We start from the raw sequence: 14,159 nt of genomic DNA, 5'->3' as shown, positions 1-14,159 counted from the left end.
GCTGGTACTTCATATTTTGTATCAACTGTTTGATCAGTTTTACCAGATACAGATTGACTAGCAACTTCTTTGTTATTGTTATCGACATCAACATATTTGATCAGCACTTCTTGATCATTTGCTGTGTAGTAGATATCGACTGGAGCGATCTCATCATTGGCATTGACTGTAAGTTGTGCTACTGACTTATCTGCCGTATATCCATCTACTTTAGGAGCTGTATAAGCGGCAAGTTTTTGCGCTGGACTCCAAGCGTTCCAAGTAGTCTTACCTGTTACTAGATCCTTAGTACCGGTACGAGTAAAGGTAGCTGTTTGAGAGGCATCTTTGGTCGTACCATCTGGCCTATGAACCGTGATCTTTCGAGTTACAACATTTTGTGTATCTTTCTCGCCTACTTCCACGGATACCTTCTTATGTTTTACCTTTACGATGATCGGTTCGTTGCCGTTTGCTTTAAAGGTAACTGCTTTTGGTAGATCTTGACCTGCCACTAATTCATAGTTAGCTGGTACTTCATATTTTGTATCAACTGTTTGATCAGTTTTACCAGATACAGATTGGCTCTTGACTTCTTTGTTATTGTTATCGACATCAACATATTTGATCATCACTTTTTGATCATTTGCTGTGTAGTAGATATCGACTGGAGCGATCTCATCATTGGCATTGACTGTAAGTTGTGCTACTGACTTATCTGCCGTATATCCATCTACTTTAGGAGCTGTATAAGCGGCAAGTTTTTGCGCTGGACTCCAAGCGTTCCAAGTAGTCTTACCTGTTACTAGATCCTTAGTACCGGTACGAGTAAAGGTAGCTGTCTGTGGTACAACTTCCTCTTTTTGTTTAGGATGATGGATATGGATCTCGCGTGTAATCTGCTTAGATTCAAGTTCCGTTGTTGTACCATGTATTAATTTGACGGTAAATGTTTGTGGTTTTGAATCATCATCATCAAAATAGACCGTTGAAAATTCCTGGTTTGCAGAATTATATTTATAGCCCTTAGCTTCCAAAGCGTGGATCTGTTCGGCTACTTTTTCATGCGAGATCTTAGTATTATGTGCCCCAGTTTCGATCGTTTCCAAATCTTTACCTTGATCATCAGTGATATACTTGTGAGCGGTCTTGTCCCAATACTTTATCTGCGCAACTTGAATGTCTTCACCATAGTTGAGCACTGTATCTTGGCCTGGATCACTTGGTTGAACAACTTCACTTTTTACGTGATAACCTTTGATCGTTGGAGCTACGATCGCTTTGATCTTAGTTGCATCGTTAGCATCATTTTCATATTGAACCTTCGTTAAATCATTACCTTGGCTGTCTTTAGCAATGATATTACCCAACTTACGATAAACGATCTCTTGTGTAGCATTTTTTTGTTCAGCTTTTCGGCTGCCCAAGCCTGGCGTTGTTGCATAATAGCCAGCGATCACTGAGCTATTTACTGCCATATAGCTCGCTTCACTTGGAACAGATGTCTGTGAGATAATTTCGTTTGTATGGATATCTCGCTTAGTCGTCGTTGTCCAAGTGATCGTTTGTGGTTCAGCAGCTTTAAGTTTATTGCCAGATTCGTCGACAAATTTAGTCGTTAGGGTATAAGTATCATGTGTTACCTTTGTTTCAATACCACGATAGATATACTTGATCGATCTGCTTAGATCACTAGGAAGATCCTCTTTTGCTACTAAAGTGTATTCAATGTCACCTTGGGGAAACTCTTTGGGAACCTCTGGCAAACTTGCCTTAGCAGCATCGTTTGCATCATTGACATATCGGTAGCCTTGATCTAGATAATTGCCATTTTCATCATAAAGCTCAACACTACCTAACTTACGATATTCATATGTGATAATAGATTATTTTAATTTTATTTTTAAAAATAAAATTTCGCAAAATCTATCCAACCGTATAAATAGTCTTTTTTAGACTTAGACACCAAATAAGTCATACTATTCGTACACAAATAGAATTTTAATTTAATAAAAAATTAATATTTTTCCAAAAAAATTGACTATAGTTCCACTTGAAAATGAAACCATAGTCAATTAGTTTTTTAAAGATCGTTGCAACGCATGATCGTTAAATGCAACATAAAATCATTGTATTTATCATCGGCCAGATCACGCCCAACTGCAGTAACTGTTCGTACAGCTAATTCTTCGTTTTGATCATACAGATCGGTACTATCAACGCGTAGATCTAGATCGATCCCTTCTTCAATATGAATGTGTAATTCGGTCTCGTCATAATCACATTGGTAAAAACCACGGATCGGCGGTAAAGCATCTTTGCTTTGACGTTCACCTTCAAATGATACTTTTTGACTTTGAGCATCACGTAACATCATCTTAACGTTAAAGTCTGACATCGTTGACATCTCAGCAAATACGTAGTAACCACGTGGGATACTCAACTTAACTGTCTTATCGTCTTCCATCAATGCGATCTTATTCATCTTTTCACCCTCCATAAATTAAAAAATAAAATAATTATCTAAAATTTTTTAGTGATTTAATTTTATCTTTTTACGTATTCTCGGGTCAATAAAAACACTTACATTCAACTCCGACTTAACTCAAACATAACCATTATTATGAAAACGTTAATTTATTTTTTATCCAACTTATACCACAATTAGCAAAAATTACGTCTATAGGGTAAAATGTAACTATAAATATGCAGTAAAGGCAGGTAATATTATGGTAACGATCAAACAAATCGCAGAAGAATCCGGCTTTTCACAAGCTACCGTCTCACGCCTCTTAAATGAAGATCCGACCTTATCCGTTTCCCCTGCCACTAAAAATAAGATCCTCACAGTGGCAAACAAGCTCGGCTATGGTAAACGCCAAAATAAATTTCTTATCTCACGTAAGATCGCACTTTTGACTAGTTTCACCGCTGAAGAAGAGCTGCAAGATGTTTATTTCAACACTTTAAAAGAACTTATCCTCGAACAAAGTAAAAATGCCAACTTAGCGATCGATATCTTCCATGATCTTGATCAGTTGATCGCTAAGGGCAAAAATTACGAAGGCTTTATCGGGATCGGGGCAGACGAACTTTCCCCGGAAAAGCTGGCTAAACTCCATGAAGTCACACCGATCGGGATCTTCTTAGATATCAATCCTTATCCAGATAAATTCGATTCCGTTCAACCCGACCTCTCCCAAACGATCTTAGACGCCTTAGACCTCTTACAGCGGGCTGGCAAAAAACGGATCGGTTTTATCGGCGGGGTCGGTTCGATCATGGGACAACACAACTATCGCCAAGATCCACGGGCTTTTGCCTTTGAAAACTGGGCTAAGCGTTTGAATATCTTTGATGAAAAAGATTATTTCGTCGGGGGCTCATTTACGACCTCAAATGGTTATGAGCTCGGCCAAAAAATCATTACTACTTTGTGCTCAGATCTCCCCGATGCCTTTATCGTCGCTTCTGATGCTTTAGCGATCGGCGTCTTACAAGCTTTCAATGAAGCTGGGATCCGTTTGCCCCATGATACTGCGATCATCAGTATCAATAACATCGAAGTCTCACAATACGTTTCACCACCATTGACGACTTACAGCATCGACCAAAAGGAACTCTGTCAGACCGCGATCAATTTATTATGTGATGCCTTAGAGCGTCCCGACCGTGCTAAGATCCATGCTTTCGTCAATACTGAATTAGTGATCCGTAAAAGTTTTACCTTATAAACCCTTAAAAATCGCATTCTATCAAGGATGTGATTTTTATTTTACTGTTTTTACATAATTGTTTTAGTAATATAGTTTACTTATTAAGTAAAAAGTTGTATGATGATCCCTGTAAACGATTACAGCTAGTTTTAGCTATTTGCTTAGCTTTTAGGGGGAACACCAATGGAAAAACATGCATCAAAATCATTTGTCTCCAAGTTCTCATTTGCAATGGGCAACTTGGGGCATGCAGCTTTTTACGGCTTACTGAGTAATTGGTTCATCGTCTTTGTTACGGCGGGCTTGTTCAGTGAACTAGCACCCGCGATCGCCAATAAATTGATCGCTTTGATCACCGGGCTGATCGTGGTGATCCGGATCATTGAGATCTTGATCGATCCACTGTTGGGAAACATTGTGGATAATACTAAGACTAGATGGGGCAAATTCAAACCATGGATCATTGCCGGTAACCTCGTTAGTGCTGTGATCTTAGTAATACTTTTTACTGGGATCTTTAACCTAGCCAATGTCAATTGGATCGCCTTTGCCGTATTATTTGTGATCTTGTTCATCACATTAGATGTCTTTTACTCATTTTCCGATGTCTCTTATTGGGGCATGGTACCAGCCTTGAGTGAAGACAGTAAAGAACGAGGCGTCTACACTGCCTTAGGAACTTTGACAGGTTCGATCGGTTGGAATGGTCTGACCGTCATCGTCGTACCTGTGGTGACCTATTTCACTTATGTTGCCACCGGAAAACACACCCAAGGCGCTCAAGGTTGGCTGGCATTTGCGATCATCATTTCGCTTTTAGCCGTTCTCTGTGCCTTTATCGTGGCTTGGGGAACTGAAGAAAAAGACAATCTGATCCGTAATGCTGCTAAGCAAAAAACGACGATCAAAGATGTCTTTGTCGGTCTAGCTAAGAACGATCAGATCCTTTGGGCTAGTTTGGCATACTTTATGTTCTCCTTTGCTAACGTGGTCACAAACGGTGTCTTATACTACTTCTTCAAGTTCGTCTTGGGTAAACCAGAGACCTTCAGTTTGGCAGGCTTTATTGCGATCATAGTCGGATTTATGACCTCACCTTTATATCCCGTCTTGAATAAGTTCATCCCGAGAAAGTGGCTCTTTTCTTTTGGACAATGTTGTATGATCACTTCATACTTGATCTTCATCTTTGCCCGTGAAAATATGGTCCTTTTAGTCATCGGGCTCGTCTTATTCAACATTACCTTTGCCCAACTCGTAACAGTTCTTACCTTGACTGATGCGATCGAATACGGTCAATTAAAGACTGGCGAACGTAACGAAGCGGTCGTCTTGGCGGTTCGGCCAATGATCGATAAATTGACAGGGGCCTTTTCCAATGGGATCGTCGGTTATATCGCGATCGCCGCTGGTATGACGGGTTCAGCTACTGCTGCGGATATGACCGCTAAAAACATCCGGACTTTTGAAAGTATGGCCTTTTACATTCCACTTGCTTTAGCGGTCTTAGCTTTGTTGATCTTTTTGACCAAGGTCAACTTGACTGAGAAAAAACACGCTGCGATTGTTGAGGAGCTCAAGGATAAATTAGCCGCTGGCGATGAGACTTTTGGACTTGGAGCTAAACCAGCTCCATTAACTGTCAGTGATACAACTAATGTCTTAGCTCCAGTCACTGGTTTTGCCAATGCTTTACCAAGCAAAGCTGCACCAGATTTTGATGCAACTGGTTTTGTGATCGATCCACTTGATACCAAAGTCTATGCTCCATTTGATGGCACAGTCCGCTTTACATTCTCCACTAAACATGCCTTAGGATTAGTTGCTGATAATGGACTAGAAGCGGTCATCCATGTGGGGATCGATACGGTCAAATTACGCGGTGAAGGTTTTGTGACACATTATACCGATGGTCAAACTGTAAAGGCTGGCGATCTATTGTTGGAATTTGATCCAGCTGTGATCAAAGATGCCGGTCTTAGCGATAATGTGATCGTCTTTTTCACACAGCCTAAACGCATCACCAATTTGAAACTCGATGTCGAACGCGAAGTGACCCACGGACAACTCCTCGCTCGGGTCACCATAAAACAAGGTTGATCTTTCAACCGCCTATTTTGTTATCCGTACGGCACTACCCGATTTTGCCGTGATCACCAGTTTTTGTATCAAACGCGATCGATAATAAAAAATGACTTGATGTGCCCCATCAAGTCATTTTTTATTTAAAGTACATTTCTTCACGTAAAGCAGTATAGATCGGGCGCCCACCTAAAAGTGTATCAACTGTATAGGCGATAAACGTCACAAAGACTAATGGGAAAACTGACGCTAATGAGCCCGCCATCTCAGTCAATAAGACGATCGCCGTAAATGGGGCTTTTTCGATCGCTCCAAAATAGGCTGCCATCGAGATCAAGATCAGCCCTAAAACTTGGCTGTGCTCGAGCCATCCCGCACTTACACCCAACAAACCAGCAAAACATCCGATCACAGCACCTAAAGCTAAGATCGGCATAAAGATACCACCTGGGACCGAAGCACCATAGGATACCATGGAAAAAACAAACCGCACGATAAAGAAGAGCACAAGCAACTTCAAAAGCGCATGTGGATCGGTCGGCGTTAAACTCATGTCCGTCACGTAACTGATAAAATCATGACTTCCGCCTAAGAGTTTAGCATTCCACAAACCCAAGGGGATCGTCAATAATAACGGGATCAAGCTGTGATAACGTTGCGGTAAAAAGTTTAGCTTGCTATAAACATAGAGTTGCTCTAACAAAACATATTGATAAGCATATGCTAAGATACCGATAATAATACCCAAGATGAGCAAAAAGACATAATTAGGTGCTCCTTCAAAGGGTTTGATATACATTGCTAAACTAGGCTGTTGGCCCAATAAAACTAAGGTCATCAGATCTGCACTCAAAGCAGCTGCTAAAGCCGTCAAGCAAACACGCGGTTTAAAAGTCGTTGTGATCTCTTCGACCATAAATAATACCCCAGCTAATGGTGCACTGAAGGCGGCTGCCAAGCCCGCTGCTACCCCAGCCAATAGCAAAGTCTGTTGATCTTTTTTAGAAGTTTTAAAAACATCAGCTGCCAAACCTTGTCCTACACAGGCTCCCATCTGAATACACGGGCCTTCACGTCCAAGAAATAACCCAGGACATATTGCTAACAAGCCACCCACAAATTTCCGCCACAAGATCTGCCACGGTGCATAACTATTTTGTCCCAGCAAGATCGCTTCGACCTGTGGAACCCCTGATCCGACCAAGTTAGTCAGATCATACTTGAGGATCTTGCCTAACAACCAGCTGATCGCCACTAAAAATAGCGCATAGACTAGCACATAACCCAGATGGCTTTCGAGATATGGATACCACCAAAATAATAATTGCAATGTGTGGTCGATGATCCACCGAAAACAACTGACGATCACACCTGTGATCAGACCCACGATCACACCTTGAAAGACTAAATTTAAATAGTCCATGGAAAATGGTCGCGCCAGTACATCCTTTGCTCTAGCTACCAAAGCATCACATCCCTTTAGATAAAATACTTTACCTATAATAACATTCTTAGCGCAGTTTATCACATGTTTAATCTTGTATTAAAAGCCTAGAATGCTTGATCTACCGTCCCTAACCTTACTATATCGTCCTAAATGAATACCTTTCCAAGATTAAAAACTAGAACAATATTTTTTGATTTTATAATCTTTATAGACCTTCTCAAGGCAATATGCGATAATTTTCTACGTTGTGCTATTTTAAAATAGCATTAAGTAAGATAAAGGGGATCTTTTAATTATGAAACATTGTGCCCTATATCTGGGCTATTTGATCGCGTTACTTGCACTCCTATTATTACTTTGGTGTGCCCACTATTCGTACACGCATACAGGAACACATCATTTCGTTGAGATCGGACTGGAAGATGATGCTTTTGACGATCCACACGATAGCAATTTTTCAGTTGAGTATAATTGATTCAAAAATAAAAGGGCTACTGGTAGCACCCAGTAGCCCTTTTATTGCTATTTGTGACTTTCGATATAGTTGAAAGCTTCTTGACCGGCGATACCACCATCGCCAACTGCAGTCGTGATCTGACGCAATGTCTTTTGCCGAACATCCCCGATCGCATAGACCCCAGGAATGCTTGTTTCCATCTTATCATTTGTCACGATCCAACCTTTATCATCCGTGATCCCAAGGTCTTGGAATGGAGCTGTCATTGGGATCGAACCGACATAGATAAAGACACCATCTGCTGGAATGATCGTCGTTTCACCTGTCTTGACATTTTTAGCTTTGACCCCAGTCACTTTTTGCTCGTCACCTTGGATCTCCTCAACTACAGTATCCCAAGTAAACTTGATCTTGTCATTTTTGAAAGCACGTTCTTGTAAGATCTTTTGAGCTCGTAAGCTATCACGCCGATGGACAACATTCACGCTTGAAGTAAGGTTGGCTAAATACATCCCTTCTTCGACCGCCGAGTCACCGCCACCGATCACAACAACATCACGGTTCTTATAAAAGGCACCATCGCAGACAGCACAGTATGATACACCGCGACCACCATATTGTTCTTCGCCCGGCACACCTAACTTGCGACTTTCTGAACCAGTAGCAATGATCACCACTGGAGCTTCTAATTCGCCACTATCGGTCTTAACGAGCTTCGTCTTTTCATCGAGCACTTCGATCTTTTCAACATTACCGTAGACAAATTCCGCACCAAAATTAGTTGCACTTTGATACATTTCTTCAGAAAGATCGGGACCCATGATCATTTTAAAGCCCGGGTAATTTTCGATCTCAGCTGTGTTGTTCATGTTACCACCATAAACACCACGATCAAGCATCGCTACTTTTAAATTTGCGCGTGACGCATAAAGCGCTGCGGTCATGCCGCCTGGTCCTGCACCGATCACGATCACATCATACTTATCTGCCATCTGCGTATCCTCCATTAATTAAGCTAAATGTTTTTCTAAAGCTTGTTTCAATTGGTCTTTCATATGGACACCAACTAATTGGTCCACAACTTGACCATCTTTTTTGATCAATAAAGTTGGGATCGACATGATACCAAATGCTTGAGCTGTCTTAGGGTTAGCATCAACATCTAACTTGCCGATCGTTACCTTGTCGCCCATTTCATCAGCTAATTGTTCGATGATCGGAGCTTGCATCCGACATGGACCACACCAAGTTGCCCAAAAGTCGATCAAGACAACACCATTATTTGTTTCTGTTTCAAAATTTTCATCTGTAAATACTTTGACCATTTTTATTACCTCACGATCATAAAACTATTCAACTAACCAATTGAATAACTAAACTATATCACGTTTTTTTATTTAACGCAACCATCTTAACTTACTTTTTTTCAGTGACCCAATCATAATAACTATGATTCAAGCTATATGCTTCATAGCCCTTAGCATGCAAAAGCCCTGTTGCTAGGTCAGCATACGTACAAAGCTTTCCGCGACAATACACGATGATCTCACGGTCTTGTGGTAAGAAGCTCAAATGTTCCTCTAACTGTTCAAATGGAATATTCAATGCGCCTTCGATGTGACCGGCTTGATACTCATCGGTAGGACGGACATCTAAAAATAGGGCATGGTCTTGTTGTTTAGCCTGTTTTAACGTGATCGTCAAGCTACCTGTCTTTTTAGCCAGATCAGCTTGCGTCTTTTCCAAACGTACCACACCAACTTGTTTTAAGCTACTTGCTAACTCTGCTACCTGAGATGAGGCCAGCGAGTAGACTACAAAATTTCCTTGTTTTCGGCGCTTGACTAGCCCGGCTTTAAATAAAACTTGCAAATGACGCGATGTATTTGCAATCGTCATCTGCGTCTCTGTAGCCAGTTTTTCGACGGTCTTTTCGCATTGCGTCAGTAATTCTAAGAGTTCTAAACGTCGCTCGCTCGAGAGACACTTACCGATCTTAGCTAGTTCAGTATAGAGTTTTGTCTTATATTCCTGTGCTTCGCTCGTTTTCATTAGCTTAAACTCCTATTCAATCTTTTCGTTGAATAGATTAACAAATAGCTTCCTTTTTGTCAATTCTCTCCCATAAATTTTCTATTTAAGGTTGATTTAGTAAAGTACACCCATTCAGAACGAGCATAAGAAATTGCAAAATAATCCAGATTTATATTTCATTATTTTTTAAATGTAGTATAATATTTCTAAAATTAATATCTAATATGAATGATAACGTTTGGGGGAATAGCTTATGTTTAGTAAGATCGGTCAGTTAATTTTTGATAATGAAGCAGTTGCAAAGACGTCGGATTTCACAATGGGACTTGAGATCGAGATGCATCGGATCGATGATGCGGGCGACCTCAGTCAAGAGCCCTATCCAGCAGCAATCGGCGATGAAGCGACTAATCCTTGGATCACTACGGATTTCTTAGAAACAATGTCTGAGATCGTAACTCCACCAGCAGCGTATGCGCTCGATGCAATGCACTACCTGTATGGGATCAACAATATTTTACGAACATCCCTAGCCCCAGGTGAACTGCTGTGGCCACTTTCAATGCCACCTAAATTACCAAAAGACACCAGCCATATTCGCTTAGCGCAGTGGGGTCCAGAAAAAGAAGCTTATCTCAAAGAGTGGGCCCGTCGCCACCGTTTTGCTGAAGGAACATCTTGTGGGGCACATATCAATTTAAGTATTGATCAACATCTGATCGACTTAGTTTTATAAAATTTTCCTGAGCGCTTTAAAAATGAGTTAGAAGCTAAAAACTATCTCTATGAGATCTTAGCCCAAGGTTTCATGCGTTATCGCTGGCTGATCACCTATCTTTTTGGTGCGAGTCCAATCGCTGAAAAAAATTACTTTGAAAATGACTTTAAGCTCGAGCATCCAGTTCGTAGCATTCGCCAAAGTTCACTTGGCTTTGGGACCAAATTTGCTGGTGACTATACTAGTGTGCAAGCTTATGTCGATCGGATCCAGTAAGGTGTTAAAGACAAAATCTTGATCAAAGATTACGAATTCCATGGTTCAGTCCGCTTTAAAGGTAATCCCGTTTTAAGTGAGCTCCCTAAGACTGGCGCCGAATATATCGAATTACGGATGCTAGATCTTGATCCAAGCAGTTCAGTGGGTATTAGAACTGATACTTTGCGCTTTATTAGCTTACTGGCTAGCTATCTGATCATGACACCTGCACTAAAACCAAATGAAGTCAATCGTGTGCTTGAAAATGCCGATCGCATGAATGAAGAAGTTACCAGTGAAGATCCACGTAGTATTTGTAAATATCAAAACAAAGCCCGAGCATTGATCAAAAGTTTAGAGCGTTATGCTAATCGGATCCAACTTGGTCCTGAATATCAAGAGATCTTAGATGATTTAGAAGATCGGGTCGAGAACCCTTTGACGACGCCAAGTGCGCTCCTCTTAAATTATGTCAAAGACGATTCCTTAGAATAATATGCTTTACGGCGGGTGCGTCGCTATCAACGAGCAGCCCAAGAGTCGATCATTAAGTTCGAGGGCTTTGAAGATCGACAATATACAGCGGCTGAATTAAAAGAAGCGCTCTTCCCTGGTAACTGGGATCCTGATCTACGTCGGAGTTAATCTTTGCTTTATTTGTAAGAATAATATATGATTTCCTTGGAAGGACAAATGCGGGGGGATCAATTATTCAAACATTTTTTGTAACCGCTAACAAAAGCCAAGAAAGGAGAAACTATATTTCTTCCTAATAACATAAACCGTTATGTTATTCCGCATTTAATATAGTGACACAAAAATATGAAGGCCGTTTCAGTTAAGGACTCTGGGGGTGGGATCGAAATTTCAGAACGCGCTATTCCAACACTCAAACAAGGTGAAGCTTTAGTAAAAATGGAGTATTGTGGTGTTTGTCATACTGACTTACACGTAGCCAATGGGGATTTTGGCAAAGTTCCTGGGCGGATCTTAGGCCATGAGGGGATCGGGATCGTCACTGAAGTTGCGGATGATGTAACTTCGCTCAAGGTCGGTGATCGCGTAAGTATTGCCTGGTTCTTCAAAGGCTGTGGTTACTGTGAATACTGTACCATAGGTCGTGAAACACTTTGCCGTAACGTACAAAATGCGGGTTACTCAGTTGATGGGGGCATGAGTGAATACGCTGTCGTTGTAGCAGATTATGCCGTCAAAGTACCCGAGGGACTCGATCCAGCACAAGCCAGTTCTGTTACTTGTGCTGGGGTAACAACTTATAAAGCACTCAAAGAAGCCGATGCAGCCCCTGGTAAATGGATCACGATCTACGGCGCTGGTGGTTTAGGTAACTTAGCTGTTCACTACGCTAAAAAGGTCTTTAACGCTAAAGTCGTTGCCATTGATATCAACGATGACAAGTTAGCTTTAGCCAAAGAATCCGGTGCTGATATCATTATCAATGCTAAAGATACTCCTAATGGTGCCGAAAAGATCCAAGAATTAACTGGTGGCTGCCATGGAGCTGTCGTAACCGCCGTTTCTAAAATCGCTTTCAATCAAGCTGTTGAAAGTTTACGCGCTGGCGGGACAGTTGTTGCGGTCGGCTTACCATCTGAATATATGGAACTAAGTATCGTTAAAACCGTTTTAGATGGTATCAAAGTTGTCGGTTCATTAGTTGGAACAAGAAAAGATCTAGCTGAAGCCTTTGACTTTGCTACTCAAGGCCTAGTTGTACCAGTTGTTCAAAAACGTCCGGTCCAAGATGCACCAGAAATTTTTGAAGAAATGGAAGCTGGCAAGATCAACGGTCGTATGGTGCTTGATTTCACTGAATAAAATAATATAGCTCCACAAAAATAGCTCACTGGATGACCAGCGAGCTATTTTTAGTTATTCTTATTATTTTTTTCAGCAACTTTAGCTGCACGTTTGATCAGATCAGCAAAAATATTTTGTGAGTCCTGATAATGCTTGTAGGTATTTTCAGGATGCCACTGTAAGCCCAAAATTTGATCGTTTTCAAGCGACTCGATCGCCTCGGCTACTCCATCATCGGATTTAGCCACAACGCGTAAAGATGGTGCGATATCCTTTAAAGCTTGATGATGCCGGGAATTGATATACGGGCGTTTTCCAACGAGTCCATAGAGGCGACTATCCGTGAGCACATTTGCATGATGAGACGGAAAATTCCCGGGTGCATCTTGCGAATGCTTAACATAGATATCTTTATTTTCCGAAAGATCTTGATAAAGCGTACCACCTAGACCAACATTTATCAGTTGCATACCACGACAGATCCCTAAAATAGCTTTACCTTTTTCAACTGATCGTTTTAGTAATGCAATTTCAAAAATATCACGTTTGCGGTAAGTCATCCCCAACTTCAAATGAGGTTCTTCCCCAAAAAAGGTTGGATCAACATCAAATCCCCCCGCAAAAACGATCCCATCAAACAGGTCGATATAATCATCCACAAACTTAGGATCAACACTTGGCAAAATAACTGGGGCTCCCCCTGATTTAACGATCGCTTCGATCGCTGGTCGTGGTGCAAATGGCGCATTGCGCTCATTGATCACATTAGTTGCTTCGGTCAAAGTGTCTGCTGGTATGGCAATTCTTGGTCGCATGAAATTTCCCCCTTAAAATTACGTTATGAGAAAAATATCACATTTATGATTTTAAGTAAAGTTAAAAGTCTTAAAAAATTTAAATCACTCTACCAATGATCAAGTCTTAAGTTACCGTTTGGCCCATTTTCAACTTTAACAAATGGTAAATAAGCTAAGGCATACTCGATCTATCCTTGATCTCTAACATAACAACTACCTTGGTCACGTAAGTCACACATTGCCATTTGGACTTCATAAGGCGTTAAACTAGGACTACGTTGTAAAATATCTTCTACTTGTGCCAATTCATTAAAGTTAAACATCCTACTCATCCTTTCTTATCAGTTGTTGATCGCCTCTTGATCTAGATTTTCTTGCACATCAAATTGTGGTTCAAGTTCTTCGCTTGATCGCACTTTAAGACTTGTCTCCGTAGTTTCATTAGTTTGTCTAAGCTCAAGATCATCATGTAAAAAATTACCTTCAAAAAAGAAGAGTAATGCAGGTAAGATAATTGCTATAATAACGCCCAAAATATTTAAGTAACCGCTCTCATTTAAACGTTGCTTGATCGGTCGTCTAATGGGCTGATCAGGTCGTTTTTTCATTGTTACCGCTAGATAAATGTATAGGGCGCAAATCCATGCATAGAAAGAATATCGTTTCCCTTTTTTAACTATAAACCTTATTAACTACTACAATGACCAGCTATACATTTACCTTTCTCTGATCATTTTAACTACAAACTTATTAAATCATTATAATGATTTAAAATAGTAATTTTTTGTTTTGCTCTACTTAATCTGAATATACAAAAAAAGCCATACCCTAAAAGTATGACCTTTACGTG

General features: G+C 40.7%; 13 protein-coding genes and 1 pseudogene. 5 read left to right on the top strand and 9 right to left on the bottom strand.

Features of this window, described 5'->3' with window-relative positions; genetic code table 11:
* Both FC30_RS07845 and FC30_RS07840 read right to left on the bottom strand, forming a co-directional pair.
* A partial coding sequence (locus FC30_RS07845; RefSeq protein WP_420896560.1) for a mucin-binding protein occupies positions 1–1,745 on the bottom strand: 1,745 nt, incomplete at its 3' end.
* A 317-nt stretch (positions 1,746–2,062) separates the two neighbouring features.
* A complete protein-coding gene (locus tag FC30_RS07840) occupies positions 2,063–2,464 on the bottom strand; it encodes a hypothetical protein (RefSeq protein WP_010689845.1) in 402 nt (133 codons plus the stop codon).
* A 244-nt stretch (positions 2,465–2,708) separates the two neighbouring features.
* Here FC30_RS07840 and FC30_RS07835 point away from each other — a divergent pair, with 244 nt between their 5' ends.
* Together FC30_RS07835 and FC30_RS07830 are read left to right on the top strand one after the other, a co-directional pair.
* Positions 2,709–3,713, top strand: a complete 1,005-nt coding sequence (locus FC30_RS07835) for a LacI family DNA-binding transcriptional regulator (protein ID WP_010689846.1) — start codon at positions 2,709–2,711, stop codon at positions 3,711–3,713.
* A 165-nt stretch (positions 3,714–3,878) separates the two neighbouring features.
* Entirely contained in the window at positions 3,879–5,795 is a 1,917-nt protein-coding gene (locus FC30_RS07830; protein ID WP_010689848.1) for a sugar MFS transporter, read from the top strand.
* A gap of 121 nt (positions 5,796–5,916) precedes the next feature.
* Here the strand turns inward: FC30_RS07830 and FC30_RS07825 are convergent, their stop codons facing one another.
* A complete protein-coding gene (locus tag FC30_RS07825) occupies positions 5,917–7,242 on the bottom strand; it encodes a ClC family H(+)/Cl(-) exchange transporter (protein WP_056938500.1) in 1,326 nt (441 codons plus the stop codon).
* Positions 7,243–7,519: 277 nt separating this feature from the next.
* Between FC30_RS07825 and FC30_RS07820 the strand changes: the two genes are divergently transcribed.
* Positions 7,520–7,699 (top strand): hypothetical protein, encoded by a 180-nt coding sequence (locus tag FC30_RS07820; protein ID WP_010689849.1) that lies wholly within the window; start codon positions 7,520–7,522, stop codon positions 7,697–7,699.
* Positions 7,700–7,746: 47 nt separating this feature from the next.
* Here FC30_RS07820 and trxB read toward each other — a convergent pair whose 3' ends face one another.
* The 3 genes from trxB to FC30_RS07805 all read right to left on the bottom strand — a co-directional run bounded on the left by trxB (position 7,747) and on the right by FC30_RS07805 (position 9,733).
* The gene (trxB, locus tag FC30_RS07815; RefSeq protein ID WP_010689850.1) at positions 7,747–8,673 is read right to left on the bottom strand and encodes a thioredoxin-disulfide reductase; all 927 of its coding nucleotides are present in this window, start codon (positions 8,671–8,673) and stop codon (positions 7,747–7,749) included.
* Positions 8,674–8,691: 18 nt separating this feature from the next.
* On the bottom strand, positions 8,692–9,006 hold the full coding sequence (gene trxA / locus FC30_RS07810; protein ID WP_010689852.1) for a thioredoxin: 315 nt from the start codon (positions 9,004–9,006) through the stop codon (positions 8,692–8,694).
* Between the two features lie 91 nt (positions 9,007–9,097).
* Positions 9,098–9,733: an ArsR/SmtB family transcription factor gene (locus tag FC30_RS07805; protein WP_010689853.1), complete on the bottom strand. Its 636-nt coding sequence runs from the start codon at positions 9,731–9,733 to the stop codon at positions 9,098–9,100.
* A 235-nt stretch (positions 9,734–9,968) separates the two neighbouring features.
* On the opposite strand from FC30_RS07805, the pseudogene FC30_RS07800 reads away from it, so the two are divergent.
* Positions 9,969–11,336: pseudogene (locus FC30_RS07800) on the top strand (glutamate--cysteine ligase).
* Between the two features lie 177 nt (positions 11,337–11,513).
* The gene (adhP, locus tag FC30_RS07795; protein ID WP_010689857.1) at positions 11,514–12,530 is read left to right on the top strand and encodes an alcohol dehydrogenase AdhP; all 1,017 of its coding nucleotides are present in this window, start codon (positions 11,514–11,516) and stop codon (positions 12,528–12,530) included.
* A 50-nt stretch (positions 12,531–12,580) separates the two neighbouring features.
* Here the strand turns inward: adhP and FC30_RS07790 are convergent, their stop codons facing one another.
* The 3 genes from FC30_RS07790 to FC30_RS07785 all read right to left on the bottom strand — a co-directional run bounded on the left by FC30_RS07790 (position 12,581) and on the right by FC30_RS07785 (position 13,917).
* Positions 12,581–13,327, bottom strand: a complete 747-nt coding sequence (locus tag FC30_RS07790) for a gamma-glutamyl-gamma-aminobutyrate hydrolase family protein (protein ID WP_010689860.1) — start codon at positions 13,325–13,327, stop codon at positions 12,581–12,583.
* 170 nt (positions 13,328–13,497) lie between these two features.
* The gene (locus FC30_RS09855; RefSeq protein WP_010689862.1) at positions 13,498–13,632 is read right to left on the bottom strand and encodes a hypothetical protein; all 135 of its coding nucleotides are present in this window, start codon (positions 13,630–13,632) and stop codon (positions 13,498–13,500) included.
* A gap of 18 nt (positions 13,633–13,650) precedes the next feature.
* The gene (locus FC30_RS07785; protein ID WP_010689864.1) at positions 13,651–13,917 is read right to left on the bottom strand and encodes a hypothetical protein; all 267 of its coding nucleotides are present in this window, start codon (positions 13,915–13,917) and stop codon (positions 13,651–13,653) included.
* Positions 13,918–14,159 lie beyond the last annotated feature (242 nt).

The sequence above is a fragment of the Ligilactobacillus animalis KCTC 3501 = DSM 20602 genome (assembly GCF_001434535.1).
GTDB lineage: Bacteria > Bacillota > Bacilli > Lactobacillales > Lactobacillaceae > Ligilactobacillus > Ligilactobacillus animalis.
The sequence above is the reverse complement of the archived record's forward strand: the minus strand, read 5'-3'. Positions and strand labels throughout refer to the sequence as shown.

Excerpts from the sequence above, each read along its gene's own strand:
- FC30_RS07840 (WP_010689845.1), bottom strand. The coding sequence starts at position 2,464 with ATGAATAAGATCGCATTGATGGAAGACGATAAGACAGTTAAGTTGAGT.
- FC30_RS07835 (WP_010689846.1), top strand. The coding sequence starts at position 2,709 with ATGGTAACGATCAAACAAATCGCAGAAGAATCCGGCTTTTCACAAGCT.
- FC30_RS07830 (WP_010689848.1), top strand. The coding sequence starts at position 3,879 with ATGGAAAAACATGCATCAAAATCATTTGTCTCCAAGTTCTCATTTGCA.
- FC30_RS07820 (WP_010689849.1), top strand. The coding sequence starts at position 7,520 with ATGAAACATTGTGCCCTATATCTGGGCTATTTGATCGCGTTACTTGCA.
- trxB (WP_010689850.1), bottom strand. The coding sequence starts at position 8,673 with ATGGCAGATAAGTATGATGTGATCGTGATCGGTGCAGGACCAGGCGGC.
- trxA (WP_010689852.1), bottom strand. The coding sequence starts at position 9,006 with ATGGTCAAAGTATTTACAGATGAAAATTTTGAAACAGAAACAAATAAT.
- FC30_RS07805 (WP_010689853.1), bottom strand. The coding sequence starts at position 9,733 with ATGAAAACGAGCGAAGCACAGGAATATAAGACAAAACTCTATACTGAA.
- adhP (WP_010689857.1), top strand. The coding sequence starts at position 11,514 with ATGAAGGCCGTTTCAGTTAAGGACTCTGGGGGTGGGATCGAAATTTCA.
- FC30_RS07790 (WP_010689860.1), bottom strand. The coding sequence starts at position 13,327 with ATGCGACCAAGAATTGCCATACCAGCAGACACTTTGACCGAAGCAACT.
- FC30_RS09855 (WP_010689862.1), bottom strand. The coding sequence starts at position 13,632 with ATGTTTAACTTTAATGAATTGGCACAAGTAGAAGATATTTTACAACGT.
- FC30_RS07785 (WP_010689864.1), bottom strand. The coding sequence starts at position 13,917 with ATGAAAAAACGACCTGATCAGCCCATTAGACGACCGATCAAGCAACGT.